Origin of the sequence: Gillisella vitis, assembly GCF_021559775.1 — a bacterium.
Taxonomy (GTDB): Bacteria; Pseudomonadota; Alphaproteobacteria; order Rhizobiales; family Rhizobiaceae; genus Allorhizobium; species Allorhizobium ampelinum.
In genome coordinates this window covers 3,041,586-3,063,983 of sequence record NZ_CP056047.1, presented here as the reverse complement: position 1 = coordinate 3,063,983, position 22,398 = coordinate 3,041,586, and the positions used below count along the sequence as shown (strand labels likewise).

At 58.2% G+C, this 22,398-nt stretch carries 22 protein-coding genes, 1 tRNA gene and 1 pseudogene; 10 read left to right on the top strand and 14 right to left on the bottom strand.

The window, feature by feature from the left end; genetic code table 11:
- Positions 1–53: 53 nt before the first annotated feature.
- From lysA to argH, 3 genes are all read right to left on the bottom strand, one after another.
- Positions 54–1,325 (bottom strand): diaminopimelate decarboxylase, encoded by a 1,272-nt coding sequence (gene lysA, locus AVCG78_RS14195; RefSeq protein WP_071202894.1) that lies wholly within the window; start codon positions 1,323–1,325, stop codon positions 54–56.
- Between the two features lie 10 nt (positions 1,326–1,335).
- Positions 1,336–1,527 carry an LPS translocon maturation chaperone LptM gene (lptM, locus tag AVCG78_RS14190; protein WP_071202892.1) on the bottom strand — a complete coding sequence of 64 codons (192 nt, stop codon included), beginning with the start codon at positions 1,525–1,527 and terminating at the stop codon, positions 1,336–1,338.
- A 94-nt stretch (positions 1,528–1,621) separates the two neighbouring features.
- On the bottom strand, positions 1,622–3,025 hold the full coding sequence (argH, locus tag AVCG78_RS14185) for an argininosuccinate lyase (RefSeq protein ID WP_071202889.1): 1,404 nt from the start codon (positions 3,023–3,025) through the stop codon (positions 1,622–1,624).
- A 24-nt stretch (positions 3,026–3,049) separates the two neighbouring features.
- On the opposite strand from argH, the gene tlpA reads away from it, so the two are divergent.
- Both tlpA and AVCG78_RS14175 read left to right on the top strand, forming a co-directional pair.
- The gene (gene tlpA / locus AVCG78_RS14180; RefSeq protein WP_071202887.1) at positions 3,050–3,712 is read left to right on the top strand and encodes a thiol:disulfide interchange protein TlpA; all 663 of its coding nucleotides are present in this window, start codon (positions 3,050–3,052) and stop codon (positions 3,710–3,712) included.
- Positions 3,713–3,743: 31 nt separating this feature from the next.
- A pseudogene (locus AVCG78_RS14175) lies at positions 3,744–4,363 on the top strand (glutathione S-transferase family protein).
- A 12-nt stretch (positions 4,364–4,375) separates the two neighbouring features.
- On the opposite strand, the gene AVCG78_RS14170 reads toward AVCG78_RS14175, so the two are convergent.
- The gene (locus tag AVCG78_RS14170; protein ID WP_071203225.1) at positions 4,376–5,248 is read right to left on the bottom strand and encodes a 3-hydroxybutyryl-CoA dehydrogenase; all 873 of its coding nucleotides are present in this window, start codon (positions 5,246–5,248) and stop codon (positions 4,376–4,378) included.
- 459 nt (positions 5,249–5,707) lie between these two features.
- Between AVCG78_RS14170 and AVCG78_RS14165 the strand changes: the two genes are divergently transcribed.
- A complete protein-coding gene (locus AVCG78_RS14165) occupies positions 5,708–8,155 on the top strand; it encodes a methyl-accepting chemotaxis protein (RefSeq protein ID WP_174089720.1) in 2,448 nt (815 codons plus the stop codon).
- Between the two features lie 93 nt (positions 8,156–8,248).
- On the opposite strand, the gene AVCG78_RS14160 is transcribed toward AVCG78_RS14165, so the two are convergent.
- From AVCG78_RS14160 to AVCG78_RS14140, 5 genes are all read right to left on the bottom strand, one after another.
- Positions 8,249–9,178 carry an electron transfer flavoprotein subunit alpha/FixB family protein gene (locus tag AVCG78_RS14160; protein ID WP_071202883.1) on the bottom strand — a complete coding sequence of 310 codons (930 nt, stop codon included), beginning with the start codon at positions 9,176–9,178 and terminating at the stop codon, positions 8,249–8,251.
- Positions 9,179–9,202: 24 nt separating this feature from the next.
- Complete coding sequence (locus AVCG78_RS14155) at positions 9,203–9,952, bottom strand: electron transfer flavoprotein subunit beta/FixA family protein (RefSeq protein ID WP_071202881.1); 750 nt, start codon at positions 9,950–9,952, stop codon at positions 9,203–9,205.
- Positions 9,953–10,352: 400 nt separating this feature from the next.
- On the bottom strand, positions 10,353–10,931 hold the full coding sequence (locus AVCG78_RS14150; RefSeq protein WP_071202879.1) for a cob(I)yrinic acid a,c-diamide adenosyltransferase: 579 nt from the start codon (positions 10,929–10,931) through the stop codon (positions 10,353–10,355).
- A gap of 130 nt (positions 10,932–11,061) precedes the next feature.
- Positions 11,062–11,259, bottom strand: coding sequence for a twin transmembrane helix small protein (locus tag AVCG78_RS14145; protein ID WP_015917305.1), 198 nt, complete (start codon positions 11,257–11,259; stop codon positions 11,062–11,064).
- A 36-nt stretch (positions 11,260–11,295) separates the two neighbouring features.
- Complete coding sequence (locus AVCG78_RS14140; protein WP_071202877.1) at positions 11,296–12,129, bottom strand: SDR family oxidoreductase; 834 nt, start codon at positions 12,127–12,129, stop codon at positions 11,296–11,298.
- A 110-nt stretch (positions 12,130–12,239) separates the two neighbouring features.
- Between AVCG78_RS14140 and AVCG78_RS14135 the strand changes: the two genes are divergently transcribed.
- Entirely contained in the window at positions 12,240–13,136 is an 897-nt protein-coding gene (locus AVCG78_RS14135) for a YihY/virulence factor BrkB family protein (protein ID WP_015917303.1), read from the top strand.
- Here AVCG78_RS14135 and gluQRS read toward each other — a convergent pair.
- Complete coding sequence (gene gluQRS / locus AVCG78_RS14130) at positions 13,095–13,997, bottom strand: tRNA glutamyl-Q(34) synthetase GluQRS (RefSeq protein WP_071202875.1); 903 nt, start codon at positions 13,995–13,997, stop codon at positions 13,095–13,097. The two genes, AVCG78_RS14135 and gluQRS, sit on opposite strands and share 42 nt — an antisense overlap.
- 47 nt (positions 13,998–14,044) lie before the next feature.
- On the opposite strand from gluQRS, the gene AVCG78_RS14125 reads away from it, so the two are divergent.
- Both AVCG78_RS14125 and AVCG78_RS14120 read left to right on the top strand, forming a co-directional pair.
- Positions 14,045–14,689 carry a DNA-3-methyladenine glycosylase family protein gene (locus tag AVCG78_RS14125; protein ID WP_071203270.1) on the top strand — a complete coding sequence of 215 codons (645 nt, stop codon included), beginning with the start codon at positions 14,045–14,047 and terminating at the stop codon, positions 14,687–14,689.
- A gap of 98 nt (positions 14,690–14,787) precedes the next feature.
- The gene (locus AVCG78_RS14120) at positions 14,788–15,345 is read left to right on the top strand and encodes an HNH endonuclease (RefSeq protein ID WP_015917300.1); all 558 of its coding nucleotides are present in this window, start codon (positions 14,788–14,790) and stop codon (positions 15,343–15,345) included.
- Here AVCG78_RS14120 and AVCG78_RS14115 read toward each other — a convergent pair.
- Together AVCG78_RS14115 and AVCG78_RS14110 are read right to left on the bottom strand one after the other, a co-directional pair.
- On the bottom strand, positions 15,342–15,854 hold the full coding sequence (locus AVCG78_RS14115) for a disulfide bond formation protein B (RefSeq protein ID WP_071202873.1): 513 nt from the start codon (positions 15,852–15,854) through the stop codon (positions 15,342–15,344). The genes AVCG78_RS14120 and AVCG78_RS14115 overlap by 4 nt on opposite strands.
- A 23-nt stretch (positions 15,855–15,877) precedes the next feature.
- Positions 15,878–16,468, bottom strand: a complete 591-nt coding sequence (locus AVCG78_RS14110; protein ID WP_015917298.1) for a YqaA family protein — start codon at positions 16,466–16,468, stop codon at positions 15,878–15,880.
- Positions 16,469–16,708: 240 nt separating this feature from the next.
- Here AVCG78_RS14110 and AVCG78_RS14105 point away from each other — a divergent pair.
- Positions 16,709–16,793, top strand: a tRNA-Leu gene (locus AVCG78_RS14105).
- A 279-nt stretch (positions 16,794–17,072) separates the two neighbouring features.
- Here the strand turns inward: AVCG78_RS14105 and AVCG78_RS14100 are convergent.
- A complete protein-coding gene (locus tag AVCG78_RS14100) occupies positions 17,073–17,552 on the bottom strand; it encodes a MarR family winged helix-turn-helix transcriptional regulator (protein WP_071202871.1) in 480 nt (159 codons plus the stop codon).
- Positions 17,553–17,617: 65 nt separating this feature from the next.
- On the opposite strand from AVCG78_RS14100, the gene AVCG78_RS14095 reads away from it, so the two are divergent.
- Positions 17,618–17,908, top strand: a complete 291-nt coding sequence (locus AVCG78_RS14095) for a DUF1330 domain-containing protein (RefSeq protein ID WP_041697131.1) — start codon at positions 17,618–17,620, stop codon at positions 17,906–17,908.
- Positions 17,909–18,283: 375 nt separating this feature from the next.
- Here the strand turns inward: AVCG78_RS14095 and AVCG78_RS14090 are convergent, their stop codons facing one another.
- Positions 18,284–19,177 (bottom strand): LysR family transcriptional regulator, encoded by an 894-nt coding sequence (locus tag AVCG78_RS14090; RefSeq protein ID WP_071202869.1) that lies wholly within the window; start codon positions 19,175–19,177, stop codon positions 18,284–18,286.
- Positions 19,178–19,286: 109 nt separating this feature from the next.
- Here AVCG78_RS14090 and AVCG78_RS14085 point away from each other — a divergent pair, with 109 nt between their 5' ends.
- Complete coding sequence (locus tag AVCG78_RS14085; protein ID WP_071202866.1) at positions 19,287–20,384, top strand: aldo/keto reductase; 1,098 nt, start codon at positions 19,287–19,289, stop codon at positions 20,382–20,384.
- A 514-nt stretch (positions 20,385–20,898) separates the two neighbouring features.
- Positions 20,899–22,266, top strand: a complete 1,368-nt coding sequence (locus tag AVCG78_RS14080) for an enoyl ACP reductase FabMG family protein (protein ID WP_071202864.1) — start codon at positions 20,899–20,901, stop codon at positions 22,264–22,266.
- Positions 22,267–22,398 lie beyond the last annotated feature (132 nt).

Here is a 22,398-nt window from a genome sequence, read left to right as displayed (position 1 = left end):
TTTTCAGCCATCCGGCTAAATTGTGAACGCTATCTCCTGAAAAGACAGCCTGCTCAGGATGCCAGCCAATCGGGCAGGCTGTCCAACCGGATCATGTCATCATAGCTCGGCCTTGGCCGGACCACGTGGAATTGGTCGCCCTTGACGAGCACTTCGGGCACCAGTCGTCTCGTATTATACGTGCTCGATTGAACAGCGCCATAAGCCCCTGCCGAGCCGATGGCGATCAGGTCGCCGGGCCTTGGCATGCTCATTTCGCGGTCGAGCGCCAGATAATCGCCGGTCTCGCAGACCGGCCCGACCACATCGGCGCGGATGCGCGGGGCGCTGGCCGCAGACAGCAGCACCGGACGAAGCTCGTGATGGGCGTCATAGAGCGTCGGGCGGATCAGGTCGTTCATGGCGGCATCGACGATGACGAAAGTCTTGTTGCCGCCGTCCTTCACATAGATCACTTCGGTCACGAGAATACCGGCATTGCCGACGATCAGCCGGCCCGGCTCGGCGACGATCCGGCAGTCGAGTGAAGCCAATTGCTGCTTGACGATTGCGGCGTAGGCCGCCGGGTCGGGCGGCGGATTGTTGTCGTCTTTGTAGGGAATGCCAAGTCCACCGCCGACATCGACGTGGTCGATGACATGGCCTTCGGCCCGCAGCGTGGTCACCAGGTCGCGTAACAGCTTGAAGGCCTCGGCAAACGGCTGGAGATCGGTGATCTGGCTGCCGATATGCATGTCGATACCGGTGACCTTGATACCTTCCAGGCTGGCGGCGCGGGCATAGACGGCGCGAGCGCGTTCATAGGAAATGCCGAATTTGTTTTCTTTCCGACCGGTGGAAATCTTCGCATGGGTGCCAGCATCAACATCGGGGTTGATGCGGAAGGAGACATGCGCCGTTTTACCGGCTTTCAGCGCTCTTTGATTGAGGACGTCCAGTTCCGGTTCGGATTCGACATTGAAACAGTAAATCCCGACCTCCAACCCAAGATCCATTTCCGACGGGGTCTTGCCGACGCCGGAAAACAGGATGCGGTTGGGGGGAATGCCAGCTGCCAGCGCCCGGCGCAATTCGCCTTCGGAGACCACATCGACGCCCGCTCCCAATTGCCCAAGGGTTTTCAGCACCGCCTGGTTGGAATTGGCTTTGACCGCGTAGCAAACCATGGACTCGACGCCGTCGAAGGCCGCGGAAAACACCCGGTAGTGGCGCTCCAGCGTTGCTGTGGAGTAGCAATAGAAGGGGGTGCCGACCGCCTTGGCGATCTCTGGAACGGACACATCCTCGGCATGGAGAATGCCGTCGCGATACTGGAAATGGTTCACGGTGCGCCTATCACAGAAGCGGATCGAGGAAGAATTTCTTCTCCGGCGCCTTGGCCTGGGTTGGCGCGTCCGCCTTGTTCTGCTGGGCAACCGGCGTGCTAGGCCTGTCCAGATCGCCCTTGCGGCCGCAGCCGGTGACCAGAATGCTGGCGGCACCGAGCAGGGCGGCAGAAATCATCAGTCTTTGATAGGAAACAGCCATAATATCCTGTCCAACGTGGTGGTGGGCCTATGTCTAGCCAAAAATCGGGCTCTATGCATCCCGATTTTTGTGATGGATCGATCGGGTTTGGCGATCAGTTACGGCTACGCCACCATTTGATCTGCTTGCGCACCTCGTCCGGTGCCGTGCCGCCATAGCTTTTGCGGCTGGCAACCGAGGCTTCCACCGTCAGGACCGAATAGATATCGGCGGTGATGGCGGTATGAATGGCTTGCAAGTCCTCAAGCGGCAGATCGGCAAGATCGCAGCCTTTTTCCTCCGCCAGGGCGACAACCCGGCCCGTGACATGATGGGCGTCGCGGAAGGGAAGCCCTGCCTCGCGCACCAGCCAGTCAGCCAGATCGGTGGCCGTGGAAAAGCCGGAACCGGCTGCGGCCTTCATCCGGTCTGCCCGCACAGTCATGTCGCGGATCATCCCGGTCATGGCGGCCAGCGCCAGTTCCAGGCTCTCGGCAGCGTCGAAGACCTGTTCCTTGTCTTCCTGCATGTCCTTGGAATAGGCGAGCGGCAGGCCCTTCATAATGGTCAAAAGTGCAATCAGCGAGCCGTTTATCCGGCCCGTCTTGGCGCGCACCAGTTCGGCGGCGTCCGGGTTCTTCTTCTGCGGCATGATTGATGAGCCGGTCGAAAAGGCATCCGAGAGCCGGATAAAGCCGAATTGCGGTGTTGACCAGATGACGATTTCTTCTGCCAAACGCGACAGATGCACCGCCGAAATGGCGGCAATCGACAGGAATTCCAGCGCGAAATCGCGGTCCGACACGGTATCGATGGAATTGCGGGTCGGCTCGCGAAAACCGAGCGCCTTTGCGGTCATGTGGCGGTCGATGGTATAGCCGGTGCCGGCAAGGGCAGCCGCGCCGATTGGGCTTTCATCCAGATGTTCGATGGCGTGGCGCACCCGCTGGCGGTCCCGGCCAAACATTTCCACATAGGCCATGCAGTGATGCCCGAAGGTGACCGGCTGCGCGGTCTGCAAATGGGTAAAGCCGGGCATGACCGTCTCGGCATGTTCCTCGGCACGGTCGAGAAAGGCGGCGATCAGGTCTGTCAGCAGGCTTTCGGCTTTTTGCAGCTCTTCCTTGACCCAGAGGCGAAAATCCAGCGCCACCTGGTCATTGCGCGAGCGGGCGGTGTGCAGGCGACCGGCGGCGGGACCAATCAGGTCGGCCAGACGCGCCTCGATATTCATGTGAATGTCTTCAAGCTTGCGGGAGAAGGTGAATTGTCCCGCTTCGATCTCTGACAAAATCGTGTTCAGACCGGTGACGATCTTGTCTTTGTCTTCGCCGGAAATAATGCCTTGATGAGCCAACATGGTGGCGTGGGCAATCGAACCGCGGATATCCTGGGCATAGAGCTTCTTGTCGAAACCGATTGAGGCGTTTATCTCCTCCATGATGGCCGCCGGGCCGGAGGCAAAGCGGCCGCCCCACATCTGGTTGGAGGATGTCGTGTCTTTGGTGTCCTCGGCCATGCTCAATAGATCCTGGAGACGTCGATGACGAAAAAAAGACCGCTGGGACTTCCTTCCGCCAAGCTGATTGCGTTTGCGGCGATTGCCGGTGTGTTGGCCGGCGCGGTTGCGGTATACGTGAAGGAGACGGGGTCTGGCAATGGCTCTGAAATCGCTGCCGCCCAAGGGTGTGAGACGGCAGCACAGGCGATCAAGACGCTTGACCCGCTGATCAAGGGCCAGGTTGCGGCTGTGGTGGCGGCCAATCCGCCGCGCCCCATTACCGGCCTCAGCTTCAAGGATGCCAACGGCGTCGAAAAGAGCCTCCAGGATTTTAAGGGCAAGCCGCTACTGGTCAACCTCTGGGCGACCTGGTGCCTGCCGTGCCGGGAGGAAATGCCCGCCCTCAATCGCCTGCAACAGGCCAAGGGCGGCGAGACATTCGAGGTTGTGGCGATCAATATCGACAGCGGCAGCGACGAAAAGCCGAAAGCCTTTCTTAGCGACAACGGCATCGATCATCTCGGCTTTTACCGCGACAGCTCCATGGGCGTCTTCAATGCGCTGAAAAAGCAGGGCCTGGCGTTCGGCCTGCCGGTGACGCTGGTGATCGATGGCAAGGGATGCCTGCTCGGCTCCATGAATGGTCCTGCCGTATGGGACAGCGAGGATGCCAAAACCCTGATCGATAAAATAATGTCTCTTTGAAAAGGCCAGTGATATGGAAAAGGCGAGTGACATGTTGAAAATCTGGGGTCGGGCAAATTCGACCAACGTCAAGAAGATCTTATGGGTCGTTGAAGAGTTGGATCTTGTTTATCAGAGGATAGACGCAGGCGGCGCATTCGGCGTCGTCAACGATCCCGCGTTTCGTGTCATGAACCCCAACGGGCTGGTGCCTGTTCTGGAAGACGGCGATGTGGTGCTGTGGGAATCCAACACTATTCTCCGGTATCTCGCGGCTCGGTATGGTGATGCTGGGTTCAATCCGGTTGATCCGGTCGCCCGCGCCCAGGCGGAAAAGTGGATGGACTGGGTGACATCGACCATTGCCACACCCTTCCGGGATGTGTTCTGGGGTATGATCAGAACACCGGCAGCAGACCGCGATATGGCGAAATCGAAGCGGCGGCCAAGGTTGTGGCCGGGCATCTTTCTGTCGTCGATACGGTGTTGGCCAAACAGGATTATCTGTCCGGCGAGACATTCGGTGTTGGCGATATTCCGCTTGGATGCTTCATCTATGCCTGGTTTGAAATGCCGATTGACCGTCCGGATCACCCGCATCTCGCCGCATGGTATGAGCGGCTGAAAAGCCGCCCCGCCTATCAAAACGCGGTGATGAAGCCGCTGAGCTAAATGCCCGTGGATTTACCGCGTCGGAACCGGAATTTCGCCGCGGTAATCGTAGAAGCCTCGGCCGGACTTGCGGCCAAGCCATCCCGCTTCCACATATTTGACCAGCAGAGGGCAGGGGCGATATTTGCTGTCAGCCAGGCCATCATGCAGAACCTGCATGATCGACAGGCAGGTATCGAGACCGATGAAATCGGCGAGCTGCAACGGTCCCATCGGATGATTGGCGCCGAGCTTCATGGCCGTATCGATGGCCTCGACCGACCCGACGCCTTCATAGAGCGTGTAGATCGCCTCGTTGATCATCGGCAGCAGGATGCGGTTGACGATGAAGGCGGGAAAATCTTCGGCGACGGTAATGGTCTTGTCCAGCGACCGCACGAAGTCCTTGGCGGTCTCGAAGGTCTTTTCACCCGTGGCAATGCCGCGCACCAGCTCCACCAGTTTCATCACCGGCACCGGGTTCATGAAATGGATGCCCATGAAACGTTCAGGGCGATCCGTGGATGCTGCAAGCCGGGTGATGGACAGCGAAGACGTATTGGTGGCCAGCAGCGCTTCGGGCTTCAGCACCGGGCAGATCTGGCCGAAAATCTTGCGCTTGACGCTTTCATCCTCGGTGGCGGCCTCAATCACCAGATCCACCTGGGCCAGATCCTGCACGTCGGTGACGCCGGAAATGCGGGCAAGTGCTGCCTTGCGCTCGCTATCCTCCATCTTGCCATTGGCAACCTGGCGGGCCATGTTGCCGTTGATGGTGGCAAGCCCGGCTTCAATCCGTTCCTTGCTCAGGTCGTAAAGCGTGACATCGTAACCGGAAAGCGACGAGACATAGGCAATGCCGCAGCCCATCTGTCCCGCGCCGACAATTCCAACATTCTTGATCATCACGTCTCCCATCCCTGCCTTCGGGCTGCAAAAGCGCCCGTTTCCCATCTCGCTGCCGGGCCTTAAGCCTTGCAAACCGTGGCGCGCGCAGATTGTGCCTACGGCTCATCCGGCGTGTCATGGTCGACAGTGATAAAGCCATGTATCGCTGTTTTCCAGCCCTGATCGCAGCCCGTTGCTTTATTCCTGTCGCCGCGTGGCTTCAGCCCCGGGATTGTCCCGCTCTTGTTGGCGGAGCAACCAGCGCTATCCCCAGCGCTTTAGGGTTATTTTAAGCCGCAACGATTAAAGTCACCGAAAGGGTGGCGGGGCTTTTTCAGGTAACGCCATAAGGATGACTATGGCGCTCTGACGCATTCACTTCGTTCATGCTGTCACACGCTCACATTTTTTATGCATCGATTTTTCAAACTTGGCAGAAGCCACCGTTTGGATCGATGCACCAGGGGGAGAAATCGCATGCGCATTGCGCGTAAGTTGCCATTGTTTGTCTGTTTGATCACGATTCTGTCGATCGGAGCAGCCAGTTGGGCCACTTTGATTCAAAGCTCCACCCTGGTCAAAAAAGAAGTGATGCAGAAGCTGGAGGCGACGGCTGACGGTCGCCGCAACGAGGCCAGGCTTTATTTCGAAAATCTGGTCACCAATCTGCGGGCTTTTTCCAGCGTCGCCACGACGGGTGAGGCCCTTTACAAGTTCAAGGCGGACTGGCGCTATCTGGGCGAAAAGCCGCGCGAAGCGCTGGTAGATCGCTACATCACTCAGAATCCCAATCCGGCCGGGCAGCGATTGCAGTTGGAGTCGGCCCGTATCGATACCTATGACAGCAACCATGCCAAATTCCATCCGTTGCTGCGCATGGCTTTGCAGCAATACGGCTATGCGGATGTGTTCCTGATCGATCCGAAGGGCAATATCGTCTATTCGGTGCAGAAAAACGATGAATATGCCGGCAATATCGCCGATCCCATGCTGAAAGACGGTCCTTTGGCCCAGGCCTATGCCCAGGTCGCAAAGAGCGACGACCGGCAATTCTATGCGCTGTCCGATTTCACCCTGTATGGTCCGTCGCGTCAGTCTGTGGCCTTCCTGTCGATGCCGCTGTTCATGGGCGACATCAAGATGGGCGTGCTGGTTGTTGCCATTCCCTCGGAACGGCTGACCGCGATGTTTTCCAACCGCACAGGGCTTGGCGATACAGGTGAGACCATTCTCCTCGATTCCAATAGCGTGATGGTCAATGATTCCGCGCTAACAGGTGAAAAGGATTCTCTCGTCACCAAGGTTGCCGCACCGATGCTGGCCGATGTTTTGAAGGGTGCCAAGGCGAGCGGTCAGATCGATGGCTATCGCAATATGGTGAGCTATGCGGCGGCCATTCCCCTGTCTTTTGCCGGTCATAACTGGGCTGTCGTCGCGCTGATGAGCGAAAATGAGGCACTGGCCAATGTCGCGCAGCTGCGCAATATTGTGCTGCTGATTGCCGCCGGTCTGCTGGTTCTGGCGATCACTGGCGCGGTTCTGTTTTCCCGCTCGCTGACCGGGCCTATCAACCAACTGGTCGACAGCATGAAGCGGCTCGCCGATGGCGATACCGGCGTGACGCTTGTCGGTGAGAACCGGGCCGATGAAATCGGCGATATGGTACGGTCCGTGGCGATCTTCCGCGACGCGGCCATCGAGAAAACACGGCTGCAATCCGCCGCCGAACAGGATCGGCAGACATCGGAGGCCGAGCGTCTGGCCCGTGAAGCTGCCCGCAACGAGGAAACGGCACGGCTTCAGCAGGCCGTCGATATTCTCGGTGCCGGTCTGCAACGGCTTGCTGCCGGGGACTTGACGACCACTATCGAGACGCCGTTCATGGAAGGCCTTGACCGGCTTCGCACCGACTTCAACGATTCGATCCGGCGGCTGGCCTCGACAGTGCGCCAACTGTCCGGCAGTACAGGTTCGATCAATGGCACCGCGACGGGAATGGTCGCGGCAACACACGACCTGTCGCGGCGCTCCGAGCAGCAGGCAGCGGCCATTGAGCAGACATCCGCCGTGATCAACCAGATCATGGAGGCCATCCGCACCTCCACGGAGCGGGCCGAAAATGCGAGACGCATGGTGGCAGATGCCAAGACGTCAACAGAACGCTCAGGAGCAATTGTCGGGTCTGCAATCGACGCCATGGGACGGATCGAAGAAGCGTCGCTGGCGATTTCGCAGATCATCAATGTGATTGATGAGATTGCCTTCCAGACCAATCTCCTGGCGTTGAACGCAGGTGTGGAAGCGGCCCGTGCGGGCGAAGCAGGCAAGGGCTTTGCAGTCGTCGCCCAGGAAGTTCGTGAATTGGCGCAGCGTTCCGCCGGTGCCGCCAAGGAAATCAAGGAACTGATCAGCAAGTCCGGCGAGGCGGTGAAAAGCGGTGTCGGGTTGGTGCGCAATACCGGCGACGCGCTGGGCGATATTGCCGGTCAGGTCGTGCATATCAACGAGGAAATCTCGTTCATCGCCACGGCTGTCGGCGAACAATCGGAAAGCGTGCGGGAAATTTCCACGGCGATCCGCCAGATGGAGGAAACGACCCAGCAGAATTCGCAGATGGCCGACCGTACCAATTCCGATATGTCGCGTCTGACCAGCGATGCCGCGGCGCTGTCCAATCTGGTGTCGCAGTTCAGGGTGATGGATGGTGAGATCGTTCCCAACCCGGCAGCCTCTTCCTATCGTCCTGCGGCTTCGCAGCGTCCGTCTGCCCCCAATGCCCGTCAGGCCGTCAGGCCAGCCGATCCGGCCAGCAGTCGTCCTTCTGCTTCGCCCGCCCGCGCCTTGATGGGCAAGCTGGCAGCTGGGTTGAAGACTGGCGGCGGCACACCTGCCCCAAGCGGTGGTAATAATTGGGAAGAGTTCTGAGCACTCTCTACTTTCCAGAGTAATCCCTGAAAAGCAAAAAGGCCGCGGAGATGCGGCCTTTTCCTTGTCTAGATTTCGTTGATCAAGGCGCGATCAAAGCGCCTTTTCAAATTCCGGCAGGGCGTCGAACAGGTCGGCGACCAGGCCATAATCGGCGACCTGGAAGATCGGGGCTTCCTCGTCCTTGTTGATGGCGACGATTACCTTGCTGTCCTTCATGCCGGCGAGATGCTGGATCGCACCGGAAATGCCGCAGGCGATGTAGAGCTGCGGTGCGACGACCTTGCCGGTCTGGCCAACCTGCCAGTCGTTCGGCGCATAGCCTGCATCGACGGCGGCGCGCGAGGCACCGACGGCGGCCCCCAGCTTGTCGGCCAGCGGTAGAATGACTTCCTTGAACTTCTCCGAGGAGCCAAGCGCCCGCCCGCCCGAGATAATGATCTTGGCGGAGGTCAGTTCCGGGCGCTCCGACGACGACAGTGCATCCGAGACGAAGCTGGACAGGCCAGGATTGGCAACCGCTGCCACGGCCTCGACCGCAGCCGAGCCATCGGCAGCAGCGGCAGCAAAGGAGGCGGTGCGCACGGTGATGACCTTCTTGGTATCGCTCGACTGAACCGTCTGGATGGCATTGCCGGCATAGATCGGCCGCTTGAAGGTGTCGGCGGAGATCACTTCGATGATTTCCGAGATCTGGGCGACATCAAGCAGGGCTGCGACCCGCGGCGCGACATTCTTGCCAACGGACGTGGCGGCGGTGATGATCGTATCGTAGGCGGGTGCCAGCGACACGATCAAGGCTGCCAGCGGTTCGGCCAGCTGGTTGCCAAGCTCGGCGCTGTCGGCCAGCAGCACTTTCGAGACGCCGGACAATTTGGCGGCGGCATCTGCGGCGGATTTAGCACCCGCACCTGCGACGAGAACATGGATATCGTCGCCAATCTTGGCTGCTGCCGTCAGGGTCTTGGCGGTCTGTTCGGAAATGGTTGCGTTATCGTGATCTGCCAGAAGAAGAATGGCCATTTTTCTATATCTCCCAATCCGAAATCAAAGCACGCCGGCTTCGTTTTTAAGCTTGTCGACCAGTTCGGCCACCGACTTGACCTTGATGCCCGCCTTGCGGCCACCCGGCTCCTCGGTTTTCAGCACCTTGAGACGCGGTGTGGTATCGACACCGAAATCAGCAGGCGTCTTCTTGTCGAGCGGCTTCTTCTTGGCCTTCATGATATTCGGCAGCGAGGCATAGCGCGGCTCGTTCAGGCGCAGGTCGGTGGTAACCACGGCTGGCAATTTGACGGCAATGGTCTGCAAGCCGCCATCGACTTCGCGGGTGACATTGGCCGACCCTTCGCCGATCTCCAGCTTGGAAGCAAAGGTGGCCTGCGCCCAGCCCAAGAGGGCCGCGAGCATCTGGCCCGTCTGGTTGCTGTCATCATCAATTGCCTGCTTGCCGACGATGACCAGGCCCGGGGCCTCGGCCTCGACGATGCCCTTGAGGATCTTGGCGACGGCCAGCGGCTCGACGGCATCCTCGGTTTCCACCAGAATGGCGCGATCCGCTCCCATGGCCAGCGCCGTGCGCAGGGTTTCTTCCGCCTTGGCTGGGCCGATAGAGACCACGACCACTTCCTCTGCCTTGCCCGCTTCTTTCAGGCGCAGCGCTTCCTCAACGGAAATTTCGTCGAACGGGTTCATCGACATCTTCACATTGGCAAGCTCGACGCCGGAGCCATCCGGCTTGACGCGGATCTTGACGTTATAATCGACGACGCGCTTGACGGGCACGAGAATCTTCATGGGGTCCTTCCTTGCTTCACGTTCTTGTGGGCCTTGCGCATGATGACATGCGGTGCCGCAATTGCTTTATTCCTGCATCATTCCGTAGATCAGCGATGATTTAGGGAATGATGCAGCCGCGTTTCCACTCTCTTTTAGATGCGACAGCCCAGTTTATCTGCCAGTCGAAACATCAATGTTCCGTTTTCAGGCAAACGCCAGACTGCGGCATTTTGCACGTCGGAGATTGTCAATTGGCGACATGGATACGCATTTTTTCCTCCATGACAACGGTGCCATTCATTCTTGCGATGCTCCTCCCGCAGACTGATGCTCCGAGGCCAGAATTACCTAACTTTTACGTTCACGTCAAATATTGCCTTTCATCCAACCAAAATCGGTTTGCTGCGCGATGCTGTCGCTACCGGTTTTTCCCCGGCACCCACAAAACATCGGCCTTGCCGATCTCATTGGCATAGCGGGCGGCGACGAACAGGAAATCCGACAGCCGATTGACATATTTCAGCGCCGGTGCAGAAACGGCCTCGCCGGGGATTTGCATCAGGTCGACCATGATACGCTCGGCGCGTCTTGCGATGGTGCGGGCCAGATGCAGATTGGCGGAGGCTGGTGAGCCTGCGGGCAAGACAAAGGATTTCAGCGGTTCGAGATGGGCGTTCAGCGCATCGATTTCCTGTTCGATCCTGTCCACCTGGCTCTGGACGACGCGCAGGGGCTCCCATTCCAGTTTTTCGCCGGTATCGGGCGTGGCCAGATCAGCACCAAGATCGAAAAGGTCGTTCTGGATGCGAAACAGCATGGCGTCCAGCACCTCATCGCCTGCCGTGTACAGTCGGGCAACACCGATGGCGCTGTTGGCCTCATCGATCGTGCCATAGGCATCGACACGCAGATCGTGCTTGAAGCGGCGCGGGCCGCAGACCAGCGCCGTGGTGCCGTCATCGCCGGTGCGGGTATAGATTTTATTGAGTTTTACCATGGAACCATTCGTCTTGAGAAAGCGGGTGGTACCCGCATTATGAAAGTTTGCCTGACAGCCTGCTCAAGAATTGCTGCTGGCCAGCGGCGATTTTTGGATAGACGGCTAGGAACAGTGGAGCCTGACAGACCTAACGGCCGCCGCCGGTGATCCACAATGTCAACATGATCAACACCACGGCAATGGCCTGAAGCAGCACACGCATCTGCATCAGCTTGTTGGAACGGTTGGCATCACCGCCCTTCATCATGTTGAACAGCCCGCGCACCAGGACCAGCGCGACAAGCCCCATGACGATAATGGCCAGAATGGTGGTGAATGAGGACATGATGCGCCGCTGACCTTATTATGAATACCTATCCGATCAATCCAGCGCCCGCATCAGCCGATAGAAGAGATCGGACGGCATCAGCCGTTTGAGTGCGACGCCCTGTTTTGCCGGCTTCGTGACCAGATAATGTGGCCGTGGACGCTTCGCGGTCAAGGCGTGTTGCAGCACTTTATACACGGCATCCGGTCCAAGCTTGTGGCGGTTTTTCGGTCCGGTGCCGTCAAGGCGGGCCAATTGACGCCGGTAATCTGCGGCATGGACCGAATTTTCCACGTCGATATTGCGTTTGATGGCCTCAAGGCAATTGGCGGTAAAACGGCTTTCTATCGGACCCGGCTCGATTAGGCTGACCATGACGCCGCTGCCGTCCAGCTCCATGCGCAGGGTGAGCGACAGGCCCTCCAGCGCAAATTTGGACGCCGTATAGGCGCCGCGCCAGCGATAGGGAATGAGGCCGAGAATAGACGAGCATTGCACGATACGGCCCGACCCTTGCGCGCGCATCACCGGCACGATCCGCCGTGTCAGGTCGTGCCAGCCGAAGACATTGGTCTCGAACTGTTCACGAAGCGCCTCCGTTGGCAGATCTTCGACCGCACCTGCCTGTCCATAGGCGCCATTGTTGAACAGGGCGTCCAACCGCCCGCCGGTGCGCGATAACACGGTCTCCGTGAGGACCGCGATGCTTGCCGTGTCGCGGTAATCCATCAGCAGCGCTTCAAGACCGTCATCCTCAAGGGCTTTTAAGTCTTCGGCCTTGCGCACGGTGGCAAACACCCGCCAGCCATCCTGCTTCAGGGCGCGGGCGCAGTAGGCTCCAATGCCGGAGGAGCAGCCGGTGACGATAATGCTTTTCTGTGCGGCCATATGAGATTTTCCTCTTACAAATACGATAGGGTCTCCCATATTCGAACCATATAGGCAATTGTGGCAGGCCGCTTGGCACGCAGTCATGAAATAAATGAACGGGAGACGGAATGCGGTCCTATCTGGGCAGGCTTTACAAGGTGGCCTTTGATGCGGTCTGGCATTTCACCGAGGATGATGGTTGGGCGATGGCGAGCCATGTGGCGCTGTCGATCTTGCTGGCGGTGTTTCCGTTCCTGATCTTCGGCACGGCGCTTGCCGGTCTTCTCGGTGCCAATACCTTTGCACCAACAGCCATCCATTTTATTTTCGATACGTGGCCAGAGGAAATTGCCAAGCCGATTTCCGAGCAGGTGGTGCAGGTGCTGACCATTCCGCGCGGCGGGCTACTGACCATTTCGGTGCTGGCAGCGGCCTATTTTGCCTCAAACGGAGTGGAGGCGCTGCGCACGGCGCTGAACCGTGCCTATCGGGTCACGGAAACCCGGCCCTGGTATATTACCCGGCTTATCAGTCTCGGTTTCGTCATCATGGGGGTTGCCGCCTTCGCTGTCATTAGCGTGCTGCTGATCGCTGTGCCAATTGCGCTGCGCTTTGCCGAGCGGCAATTTCCGCTTTTGAAGGATTTCCTGGCGCTGGTATCGAATTGGAGCGTGCTTGGCACTCTAATCCTGCTGGCAGTCGGCCTGACGATTTCACATCTGTGGCTCCCGGCGGACCGGCGGCGTCTGATTGATGTTCTGCCCGGCATCTGCCTGACATTGCTGCTCTGGCTGCTGGGTGCGCTGGCCTTTGCCGCCTATCTCGCCACCTTTGCCAATTATGCCGCCACCTATGCCGGTCTGGCCTCGGTTATGGTGGTGATCATATTTCTCTACATGCTGGGCGTGCTGTTCCTGATCGGCGCGGAATTCAACGCGGCATTGATGAAGTTTTCCAGGCCGCGTACGCGATCACGGCGAATGTCAGATCGCAATCCCCACCAGCCTACGGATGTCGAGGGGTGATAGGCCCTCTGCGCGCAAATGCCGGAGCCCTGCCGATTGCAGGCTTTTCGATAGTTTGCGCCCGTCCTCGCCCATCATCAGCCGATGGTGCGTATAGGCCGGTGCGGGCAGGCCAAGCAGGCTTTGCAACAGGCGGTGGACGGCGGTGGCGTGATAGAGATCCTCGCCGCGTACCACATGGGTCACGCCCTGGATGGCATCATCGACCACCACCGACAGGTGGTAGCTGGACGGCGCATCCCATCGCCAGAGAATGACATCGCCCCAGGTGGCCAGATCGGCGGTGATCTGCTGCACCGTGTCGCCGGTTCTTTCCTCCCAATGCAGGTCGGCGCCAATCATGGACAGTGCTTTGCCGGTATCCAGGCGCAGGCTGTGGCGCTCACCCCGGTCGATCCGTTGCTGCGCCAAATGCCGGTCCATCTGCCGTTCGCCTGCCGGATAATGCCAGGCACCATCCGGGTCGCGGGGCCAGACCTTGCCTTGCGCCTCTGCGGCCTGCGCCTGCTGCTTGATCTCGGCGCGGCTGAGAAAGGCCGGATAGACCAGATCCATGGCCTGAAGCTTTGCCAAGGCAGAACGATAGGCGTTGATATGTTCTGACTGGCGGCGCACCTGATGTTCCCATGTCACGCCAAGCCAGGCGAGATCCTCATAGATCGCCGCCTCGAATTCGGGCGTGCAGCGGTCGACATCGATATCCTCGATCCGCAACAGCAGCCGGCCACCGGTCGCCTCAGCCATATCGGCATTGATCAGTGCCGAAAGGGCATGGCCGAGATGAAGATAGCCATTTGGACTGGGCGCAAAACGCAAGACTGGTTTTTGCGAAGCGGGTAAAGGATGGTGGTGATCGGACATGGTTTGTTTTGGCATGATTTATAGCGGGAGGAAAAGACATGGCCGAGATGATGCGAATTCGCAACCAAGCGGATCTTGCCACCGGCCTTGAGGCCTTGCTGGATATCGATCCCCGGCTGCATGCCATTGCCCGCGAGGCCGGACCCTTGCCGCTTCGGTTGACGGAACCGGGTTTCGAAGGGCTGGCCTTCATCATTGTCTCGCAAATGGTGTCACGCGCCAGTGCTGATGCGATTTGGCGGCGGCTGTGTGAGGCGATGGGAACAGCCGAACCCGCCGCCTATCTGGCGCTGGGTGACGCAGCGCTTTCGCTCGGTCTTTCGCGCGCCAAGCATGCCTGCCTGAGCGGTTTGGCCTCTGCCACTCAGGCCGGAGACATCGATCTGCACGCCATCCTTGATCAGCCGGTGGAGACAGGCATCGCCGAGTTGACCCGGCTGCGTGGCATTGGGCTGTGGACATCGGAAGTTTATCTGATGTTTTGTGGCGGTCACGCAGATGTGTTTCCGGCAGGTGACGTGGCGCTGCGGGCGGCTGTGGGGGACGGCCTTTGCCTTGCCGCGCGCCCGGACATCCGCGAAACCACCCGAATTGCACTGACCTGGCGGCCATACCGCGCCATTGCGGCACGGTTGTTCTGGGCCTTTTATGCGGCGCGTTTACGACGCGAAGCAGCGCCGGTGCCGGTCTGATGGAGAATCAGTTCACTGCTTATTTATTGGGCTTCACAATCCTGTAACAGCAAGCCTAATATAGAGGGAGCAGATGCCGAATCGATCAGGAGAACGCCTTGACGATTGCAGTTTCGCCCCAGTCCTTACCAGCGCTTGTGCTCAACGCTGATTATAGGCCACTGAGTTATTACCCCTTGTCGTTGTGGTCCTGGCAGGACGCGATCAAGGCGGTTTTCCTTGACCGTGTGAATATCATCGCCGAATACGATCATTCGGTCTGTTCACCCAGCTTTTCCATGCGCTTGCCCAGCGTTGTCAGCCTGAAAACCTATGTGCAGCCGACCCGCAATCCTGCCTTCACACGCTTTAACGTGTTTCTGCGCGACAAGTTTCAGTGCCAGTATTGCGGCTCGCCTGACGACCTGACCTTCGATCACGTCATTCCCCGCGCCCATGGTGGGGAAACCACCTGGCAGAATGTCGTGGCGGCGTGTTCGCCCTGCAATCTGCGCAAGGGGTCTAAACTGCCGAAACAGGCTAATATGTTCCCGGCCCAGAAGCCCTATCAGCCAAGCGTGCAGGACCTGCATAATAATGGCCGGTCGTTTCCACCCAACTATCTGCATGAAAGCTGGGTGGATTATCTCTATTGGGATTCCGAATTGCAGCCTTAAGCCGTCATGCGCCGAGCGCCCCAGAAAGCGATGGCGGCGAGAACGAGGCTGGTCAGGACATTCCAGCCGGCCAGCGACAGGCCGAAAATCCGCAAGGCCGCTTCTGTGCAGGACGGTCCTTTGAAGCTGTTGAGCTGCGAGAGGATGTCGCCGCTGCCGTTGAAGCCTGCGCCGCTGGTGGCGGAGCAGGCGCTCGGCCCTTCCCAGAAATGCCATTCGACGCCTGCGTGGTAAACGCCGAGGCCAGCGCTGACGATCATGATCAGGCCGAGAAGCAGGATCAGGCTTTTCGTGACTTTGGCGGGTAGGTTGATGGTGGCGGCGATGACCGTCACAACTCCGATTGCAGCGCCGATATAATAGGGCTTGCGCTGCAACAGGCAAAGCTCGCAGGGAATATAGCCGCCGAGATATTCAAAGGCCAAAGCCGAGCCGACGACACCGGCCATGCCAAGGGTGAGGATAAGGGCAGGGGCAAGACCGGGCCGGTTGGAAGAAAGCGTGGTCATGATGGTTCTCCAATCCTCATCTTTCAATGGACAAGGAGGCGATAGGCGACGAACAGGGCGATCAGCACGATAGCGCCGATAGCAGCGATCAGGCCGAGGCGTTTTTCAATGAAATGGCGGATCGGCTCACCGTAGCGACGCAGCAGCCAGGCCAGCAAGAAAAAGCGGCCTCCACGCGCGACGATGGCGGTCATGATAAACAACCAGATATTCACATGGGCGACGCCCGACAGGATGGTCACGACCTTGATGGGGGGCAGATGGGCCAGGCCGGAGGTGATCAACAGCAGCACCACCGTTTCATAGTCCACCGACAGGCGCAGCTGGTCGAAGGCATCGGCCTTGCCGTAAAACTCAAGGATTGGCCGGGCAATGCTTTCATAGGCGTAATAACCGAGAAACCAACCAGCTATGCCGCCCAAAACCGAGGTGATGGTGGCAATGGTCGCATAGCGCCAGACCTTTTCCGGCTTGGCCAGCGCCATGGGCAGGAACAGCACATCGGCAGGGACAAGAAAGATCGAGCTTTCCACAAAGGAGATTGCCCCAAGCCAGGCTTCCGCAGATTTGCGGGCGGCAAGCGACATGGTCCAGTCGTAAAGGCGTCGCAGCATGATCGCTCCTTGGCTCGATGCAGAGGGTCTTTGCCATTGCGGCGCAGCATTCAAGATGACGAAAGACTGAATATCTGCCGTTCCGTCAAGTCTTTATGCGCAAAGCCCATGGGCTGTAAATGCGGCGAAAACAGTGATATTGCCCGGATGCCTAACTTTTGCGTGAAACCGGAAATTTGTAAAAAACCCGGTTGACCGACCCCCCTTCCTCCGTGTAGTTCGTCCTTCTACTCTCTAAGTGCCCCTTTGGCGGAATTGGTAGACGCGCCTGACTCAAAATCAGGTTCCGAGAGGAGTGCTGGTTCGATTCCGGCAAGGGGCACCATCAATATCTTTGATGTATTGAAATCATCGAGAGTTTAAGGTGTTTTTGTCACATCTTTTGTCGGCCCCGGAATGCCTGGGACAATCTCGGTGTTTTTTTGTTCTGGGATGAGCTTGTCAACGGCGTTCTCGGCAGTCCTCTTCCGGTTGGCATTTTTAGTGTCGGTGACCGTTTGGGTCTTTGTCACCTAAGCATAGATCGCCATTCACCTGATCGAGCGGCAGCTTTCAAGGGCCACGAGTGCGGGCCAGACGACAGAATTGAGGGCGCCTAACCATGTTATTCCGCCACTCCGAAACCGGCCGCAGAGGTCGCGGTCTGCGCGGCGACAGCAAGCTGAGACATCACGCTTCCCGCAACATGTGATGTTTCCTCACCGAGAGCCTCAGCCAGACGGACGCGGGCATCCTCCCAGGTGGCCATAGATTGAGCCATCAACTGGAGGCCTTTGTCGGTAAGCGCCAGGCGTTTGCCGGCCCGGCCCCGTCCTCCTTGACTATGCACGAGATTGTTCCGTTCCAGGCTCTTTACGCTCCGGCTGAGAGTGGTGGCGTCGACCCCGGCGCGTGCCGCCAGTTCAGCGAGCGTTGGCTCGTGGCTACCGCCAATCCCCACCAGAAGACTGAACTGCTCTGCGGTGATCCCTAAGGGTCGAAAGCAGGCATTGTAATAGCGTGTCAAGGCCCTCGCGGCGACCCTGGCCTGGAAGGCCGGGCACTCGGTTTCGACGCGGCGATAGAAATCTGAAGTGTCTGTCATTTGCAGGTCTCGACAATCTCCGACTCACTGAATACTGTATATACAGTATTTTCGGGAGCTGCACTATGACTGCCTATGTTCACGTCAATCTACGTATCAAAGATCCAGCCAAGCAAGCCGCATTAGCGCCGCGCTTTCAAGCCGCGTTAAAGGCAGCCGGGGGCCGTATCCTGCACTTTGGGCCGGTAGCCGAGATTCTGGAAGGGGACGTGACCCCATTGCCTATGGCTGGCATCTTCGAATTCGCCACCCTTGCCGATGCGCAGGCGTTTTATAAGTCGTCAGAATATGTGCCAATCAAGGTCGAGCGTGATGAGGCCCAGGAAGCACGTATGTTTATTGTCGACGCGAATTAGCGAGATTCGCACCTATGATCGTCCGGCCACTTGTCTGTGAATTAAGCAACGGCCCTTTTCCGTCGCAATTTTTGGAGAACGCCGGACAGGTCAAAAGCAGATTTTGCAGGGCAGCCCCTAGAAGCGGGCTTTCTAGGTTCGGCCCCGTCTCAAACATTTAAGATAGCCTAAGCAGGGTGGCGGATATCGGGAGCCGCCAACGCTGATGGAACGACTGAACTGGAAACTTTTAAACGCTGATTGACAACATATTGTCGAGAAAATCCCACGCACGCCACTTACTCGCGTTTTGATCGGCCACGGAGCATCTTTGAAAATCATTGGTGCGCGGCTGTGATCAATGTGCTGGTGGGCGATGTTCGGCGCCGAGAACTATCAGCTCTCCGTTTTCAGCGCACTGATGAGGGCGCGCAGTGCCGGTGGCGTCTGACGGCGGCTCGGGTGATAGAGGTAGCAGCCCTGAAATTGCGGACACCACTCGTCGAGAACCTGGATCAATCGGCCGGAGGCAATGTCCTCGGCAACATCATGCTCCAACAGGTAGCCGAGACCAGCCCCGGCTCTTACGGCGGCGGCGGCGAGATCGCCGTCATTGCCGACAAAGGAACCGGAGGTTCTGATCTTCATCTCACGTCCATCGCGTTCAAACTCCCAGGGAAGAAGTCCGCCAGCGCTTGCGAGCCGATATCCAATGCAGTTGTGTACTTCAAGATCACCAGGCGTTTGCGGCTTCGGATGGTGCTCGAAATAACAGGGTGTCGCGACCACGATGGTTCGAAGGTCTGGACCGACCCGCACGGCGATCATATCCTTCGCGACGTTCTCGCCGAACCTTATTCCGGCGTCGTAGCCTTCGGCGACGATATCTGTCAGCCGGTCATCGATATTCACTTCGACCTGGATTTCGGGATGTGACAGGAGGAACGCTGGAAGCTTCGCCATGAGAACGGTTTTTGCAGGGTAAGAGAAGGTCGTGATCCGCACTGAGCCTGAAGGACTGTCCCGCCATTCCGCCAGCGCCGAAAGCCCATCCTCGATCGATGCGAATGCTGGTCGGATGGATTGCAGCAGCCTGTCGCCGGCTTCCGTCGGAGCGACGCTGCGTGTCGTCCTTGCCAGCAGCCTGACACCAAGTCTTTCCTCCAACCCGCGCATGGCATGGCTCAGCGCCGAGGGCGATATTCCCAGGGATGCTGCGGCCCTTGTGAAGCTCCGCTCGCGTGCGACGGCGGCAAAAGCCAAGAGATCGTTCAGTTCGCCTCGTTCCATTGCTGCAACGTGCTCACAAGTTCATGCCGCGCGCAACGGCTAATCGAGAGGCATGCGACCGGCTAGGGTGTCAGCAGAAACTTTTCGAAACACACTCAAGGAATTCAACATGGACCTGTCAAGCTACCGCACACTGGGCCGATCCGGCCTCATCGTCAGCCCGTTGGCGCTTGGAACAATGACGTTTGGTGCCGAGCGCTGGGGCGCAGGGATGAAAGGATCGCGCCAACTCTTCGACACCTATGTCGCGGCGGGTGGCAATTTCTTTGATACTGCTGACGTCTATTCAGGCGGGCGCAGCGAGGAGATGCTGGGATCTTTTGTTGCGGACACCGGTCTTCGCGACAGACTCGTTATCGCCACCAAGTCAGGCTTTGCGCGCAGCCAGGGAACACCTCTGCATGGTGGCAACGGAGCCAAGAACATCCGGCTCGGGATCGAAGGCTCGCTGAAGCGGATGAAGACGGACTACATCGACATGTACTGGATGCACGTCTGGGATCGGACCACGCCTGCCGAAGAGGTGCTCCAGACCCTGACCGATGCAGTCCGTAGTGGGAAAATCCTCCACTATGGATTCTCCAATACGCCATCATGGTATGTTGCAAAGATCGCGACGCTGGCGGCGGTCCACGGACTTCCAATGCCAATCGGGCTGCAATATGCCTATTCCCTCGTAGATCGGGGCGTCGAACTCGACATCCTTCCGGCAGCCGCAGAGTTTGGAATGGGGCTTGTTCCATGGAGCCCTTTGGCAGCTGGATTGCTCACGGGCAAATACGGTCGCGACATGCTCGCACAAGCCGGAGTAAGGGGTGGCCTTCCGGACAAGGCCTCAGTTGATGACGAAAGCGATAGCAACGGCCGACTGAACGGCGACAACCCTTTCGGAGGCATGTTGTTCACCGAGCATAATTTTGACGTCGTCGATGTGGTGCGGCAGGTTGCCACGGAACTTGAACAGCCAATGGCGGCAGTGGCGCTGGCATGGACGATACAGCGTCCCGGCGTCGATACCATTCTCGTCGGTGCCAGCCGAGCCGAGCAGCTCGCGCAGAATGTGGCATCGCTGCAGGTGGCGCTGACAGCCGATCAACTCAATCGACTGGATCAAATCAGCGCACCGCCATCGTTCAACCCCTACTTTATCTTCACATTGCCAACGCAGGTGATGTTTGGAGGGCAGACGGTCCAGCCTTGGGGGTAAATCAGATTGATCCGCTTTCCCCTGTTTGATCGCAAACAAGGGTAACGGGATCAACGACGGCAAGAGACGTAAACCCTGTAGATAATCATGATGGCCAGTGTTGTCGCAACGCGACCATGATTGCGACCGAACTCTAGCAGAAATCACTTCTGCTTTGCGCCCCCATGCCGGTCGTTCACACCACCCGCATTGGATCCTGAAAGCTGTCGGTCTGCTGTTCAGCAGTCACGTCCGGAACGCGGCCGAAAGGTGACTTCGACAATGATAGAGCGCGCCAATAGCCTCGCAAGCATTCGCGGGACGAGCGTTTCCAGCGAACTCGTTTCGGTATCGCCGCGCCGATCTCCAAGAGCCTCGGCATTTCGCCGCATTGCAGGACCAACAGAGACCGACTTCACGTTTTGAAATGAACGGTCACCGAAAATGAGTTCCCATTCGGCGCCAGTGCGGGCATGTGTTTGTGAAAGCCCGTATGAGCCACTGCTCGACGACACACGAATCAAAGAGCTGACAGATGGAAAATCCGGTTGCACTGAATCGTCTTTCCGAAAACACGGTCTTCCGTAAAGGCGATGTTTTCGTCCTTTTCGGCGAATTGTTCGGCCGTGGATACGCCACCGGATTACTCGATGAAGCCAGGCGGGCAGGAATGGAGATTGTCGGGATCACCGTCGGGCGGCGCGACGAGAACAACGCGCTGCGGCCGCTTGACGCCGAGGAGCTGTCTTCGGCGGAGGCCCAGCTGGGCGGCAGGATCATCAACATACCTCTTATGGCGGGTTTCGATCTCGATGCGCCTGAAGACGGGCCAACTCCCACCGATCTCCTGGCAAAAATGACGCTTGAGAGCTGGGAACACGACACGCTCGACTGGGACTATATCGGGCAATGCCGCGACATCGCCACTGCGCGTTTTACGGAGTCGCTTTCGAAAGTCATGACCGTTCTCGACGGGATGATCGCCGCTGGCCGCAATGTCTTCTTTACCCACACAATGGCCGGGGGCATCCCGAAGGCGAAGGTATTGTTGGTCGTCGCCAATCGAATCTACAAAGGGACCGGAAGTCGCCACATGTCGTCGCAGACCTTGCTCGACAGTGACATGGGAAAACTCATCCTGCAGAATTTTGACGACGTCTCCGCAAACACCTTTCGCCACCTCATTGATTTCAGCGCGGCGATCCGCGAGCGCGTGGAAGCTTCGGGTGGTCAAGTACGATATACGGCCTATGGTTACCACGGATCGTCGGTCCTCATTGACGGAAGCTATCGTTGGCAGACCTACACCAACTACACCCAGGGTTATGCGAAGATGCGGCTTGAAGGCATTGCAGAGCAAGCCTGGGCGGCAGGGATAAAGGCAACTGTCTATAACTGCCCCGAAATCCGGACCAATTCCTCCGATGTGTTCACGGGTATCGAACTGCCCCTGATACCGCTGCTGCTTGCCTTGAAGAAAGAAAACGGCGGCAAATGGGCAGACGAACAGTGGCAAGCCTGCCAGCAACTTCTGGCAGACGGCATAACCATGAAGGATGTCTTCCAAAAGATCACCGATATGCAGGCCAGCGAGGTCATGCGCCCGTTCTATGACTTTTCGGCGTGGCCCATGGCAAACAGCCAGGCACAGGCCGATTTGACTATCAGCACGTCCAACGGGATCACCCAGATGCATCGCAATAACAAGGTGATGATTAGCGACCTCCTGAGCGGTCTCGTTGTGAAGGCAACCGGGCAGCTCATTTTTGGCGAATCGTCAGACCCCTCCGGTCCTGTCCTGTGGCTCAACCACGATATCGTGGCTCGGCGACTGAACGCTTCCCACCCGCATTCGAAGTCTCCAGCGCCGGGAATGGAATCTTCGTCCCTTGAGATGGCGTGACGGCTTTCCAGCTTAGCTTGGAAGCTGAGTGTTTGGCCATGAAGCGACGAATCTTGCGACAGGAATGCCCCCATTCTGGTCATTCACTATGCGGTAAGCGGATTCTGAAATCCGACGTTCGCAAACACCCGA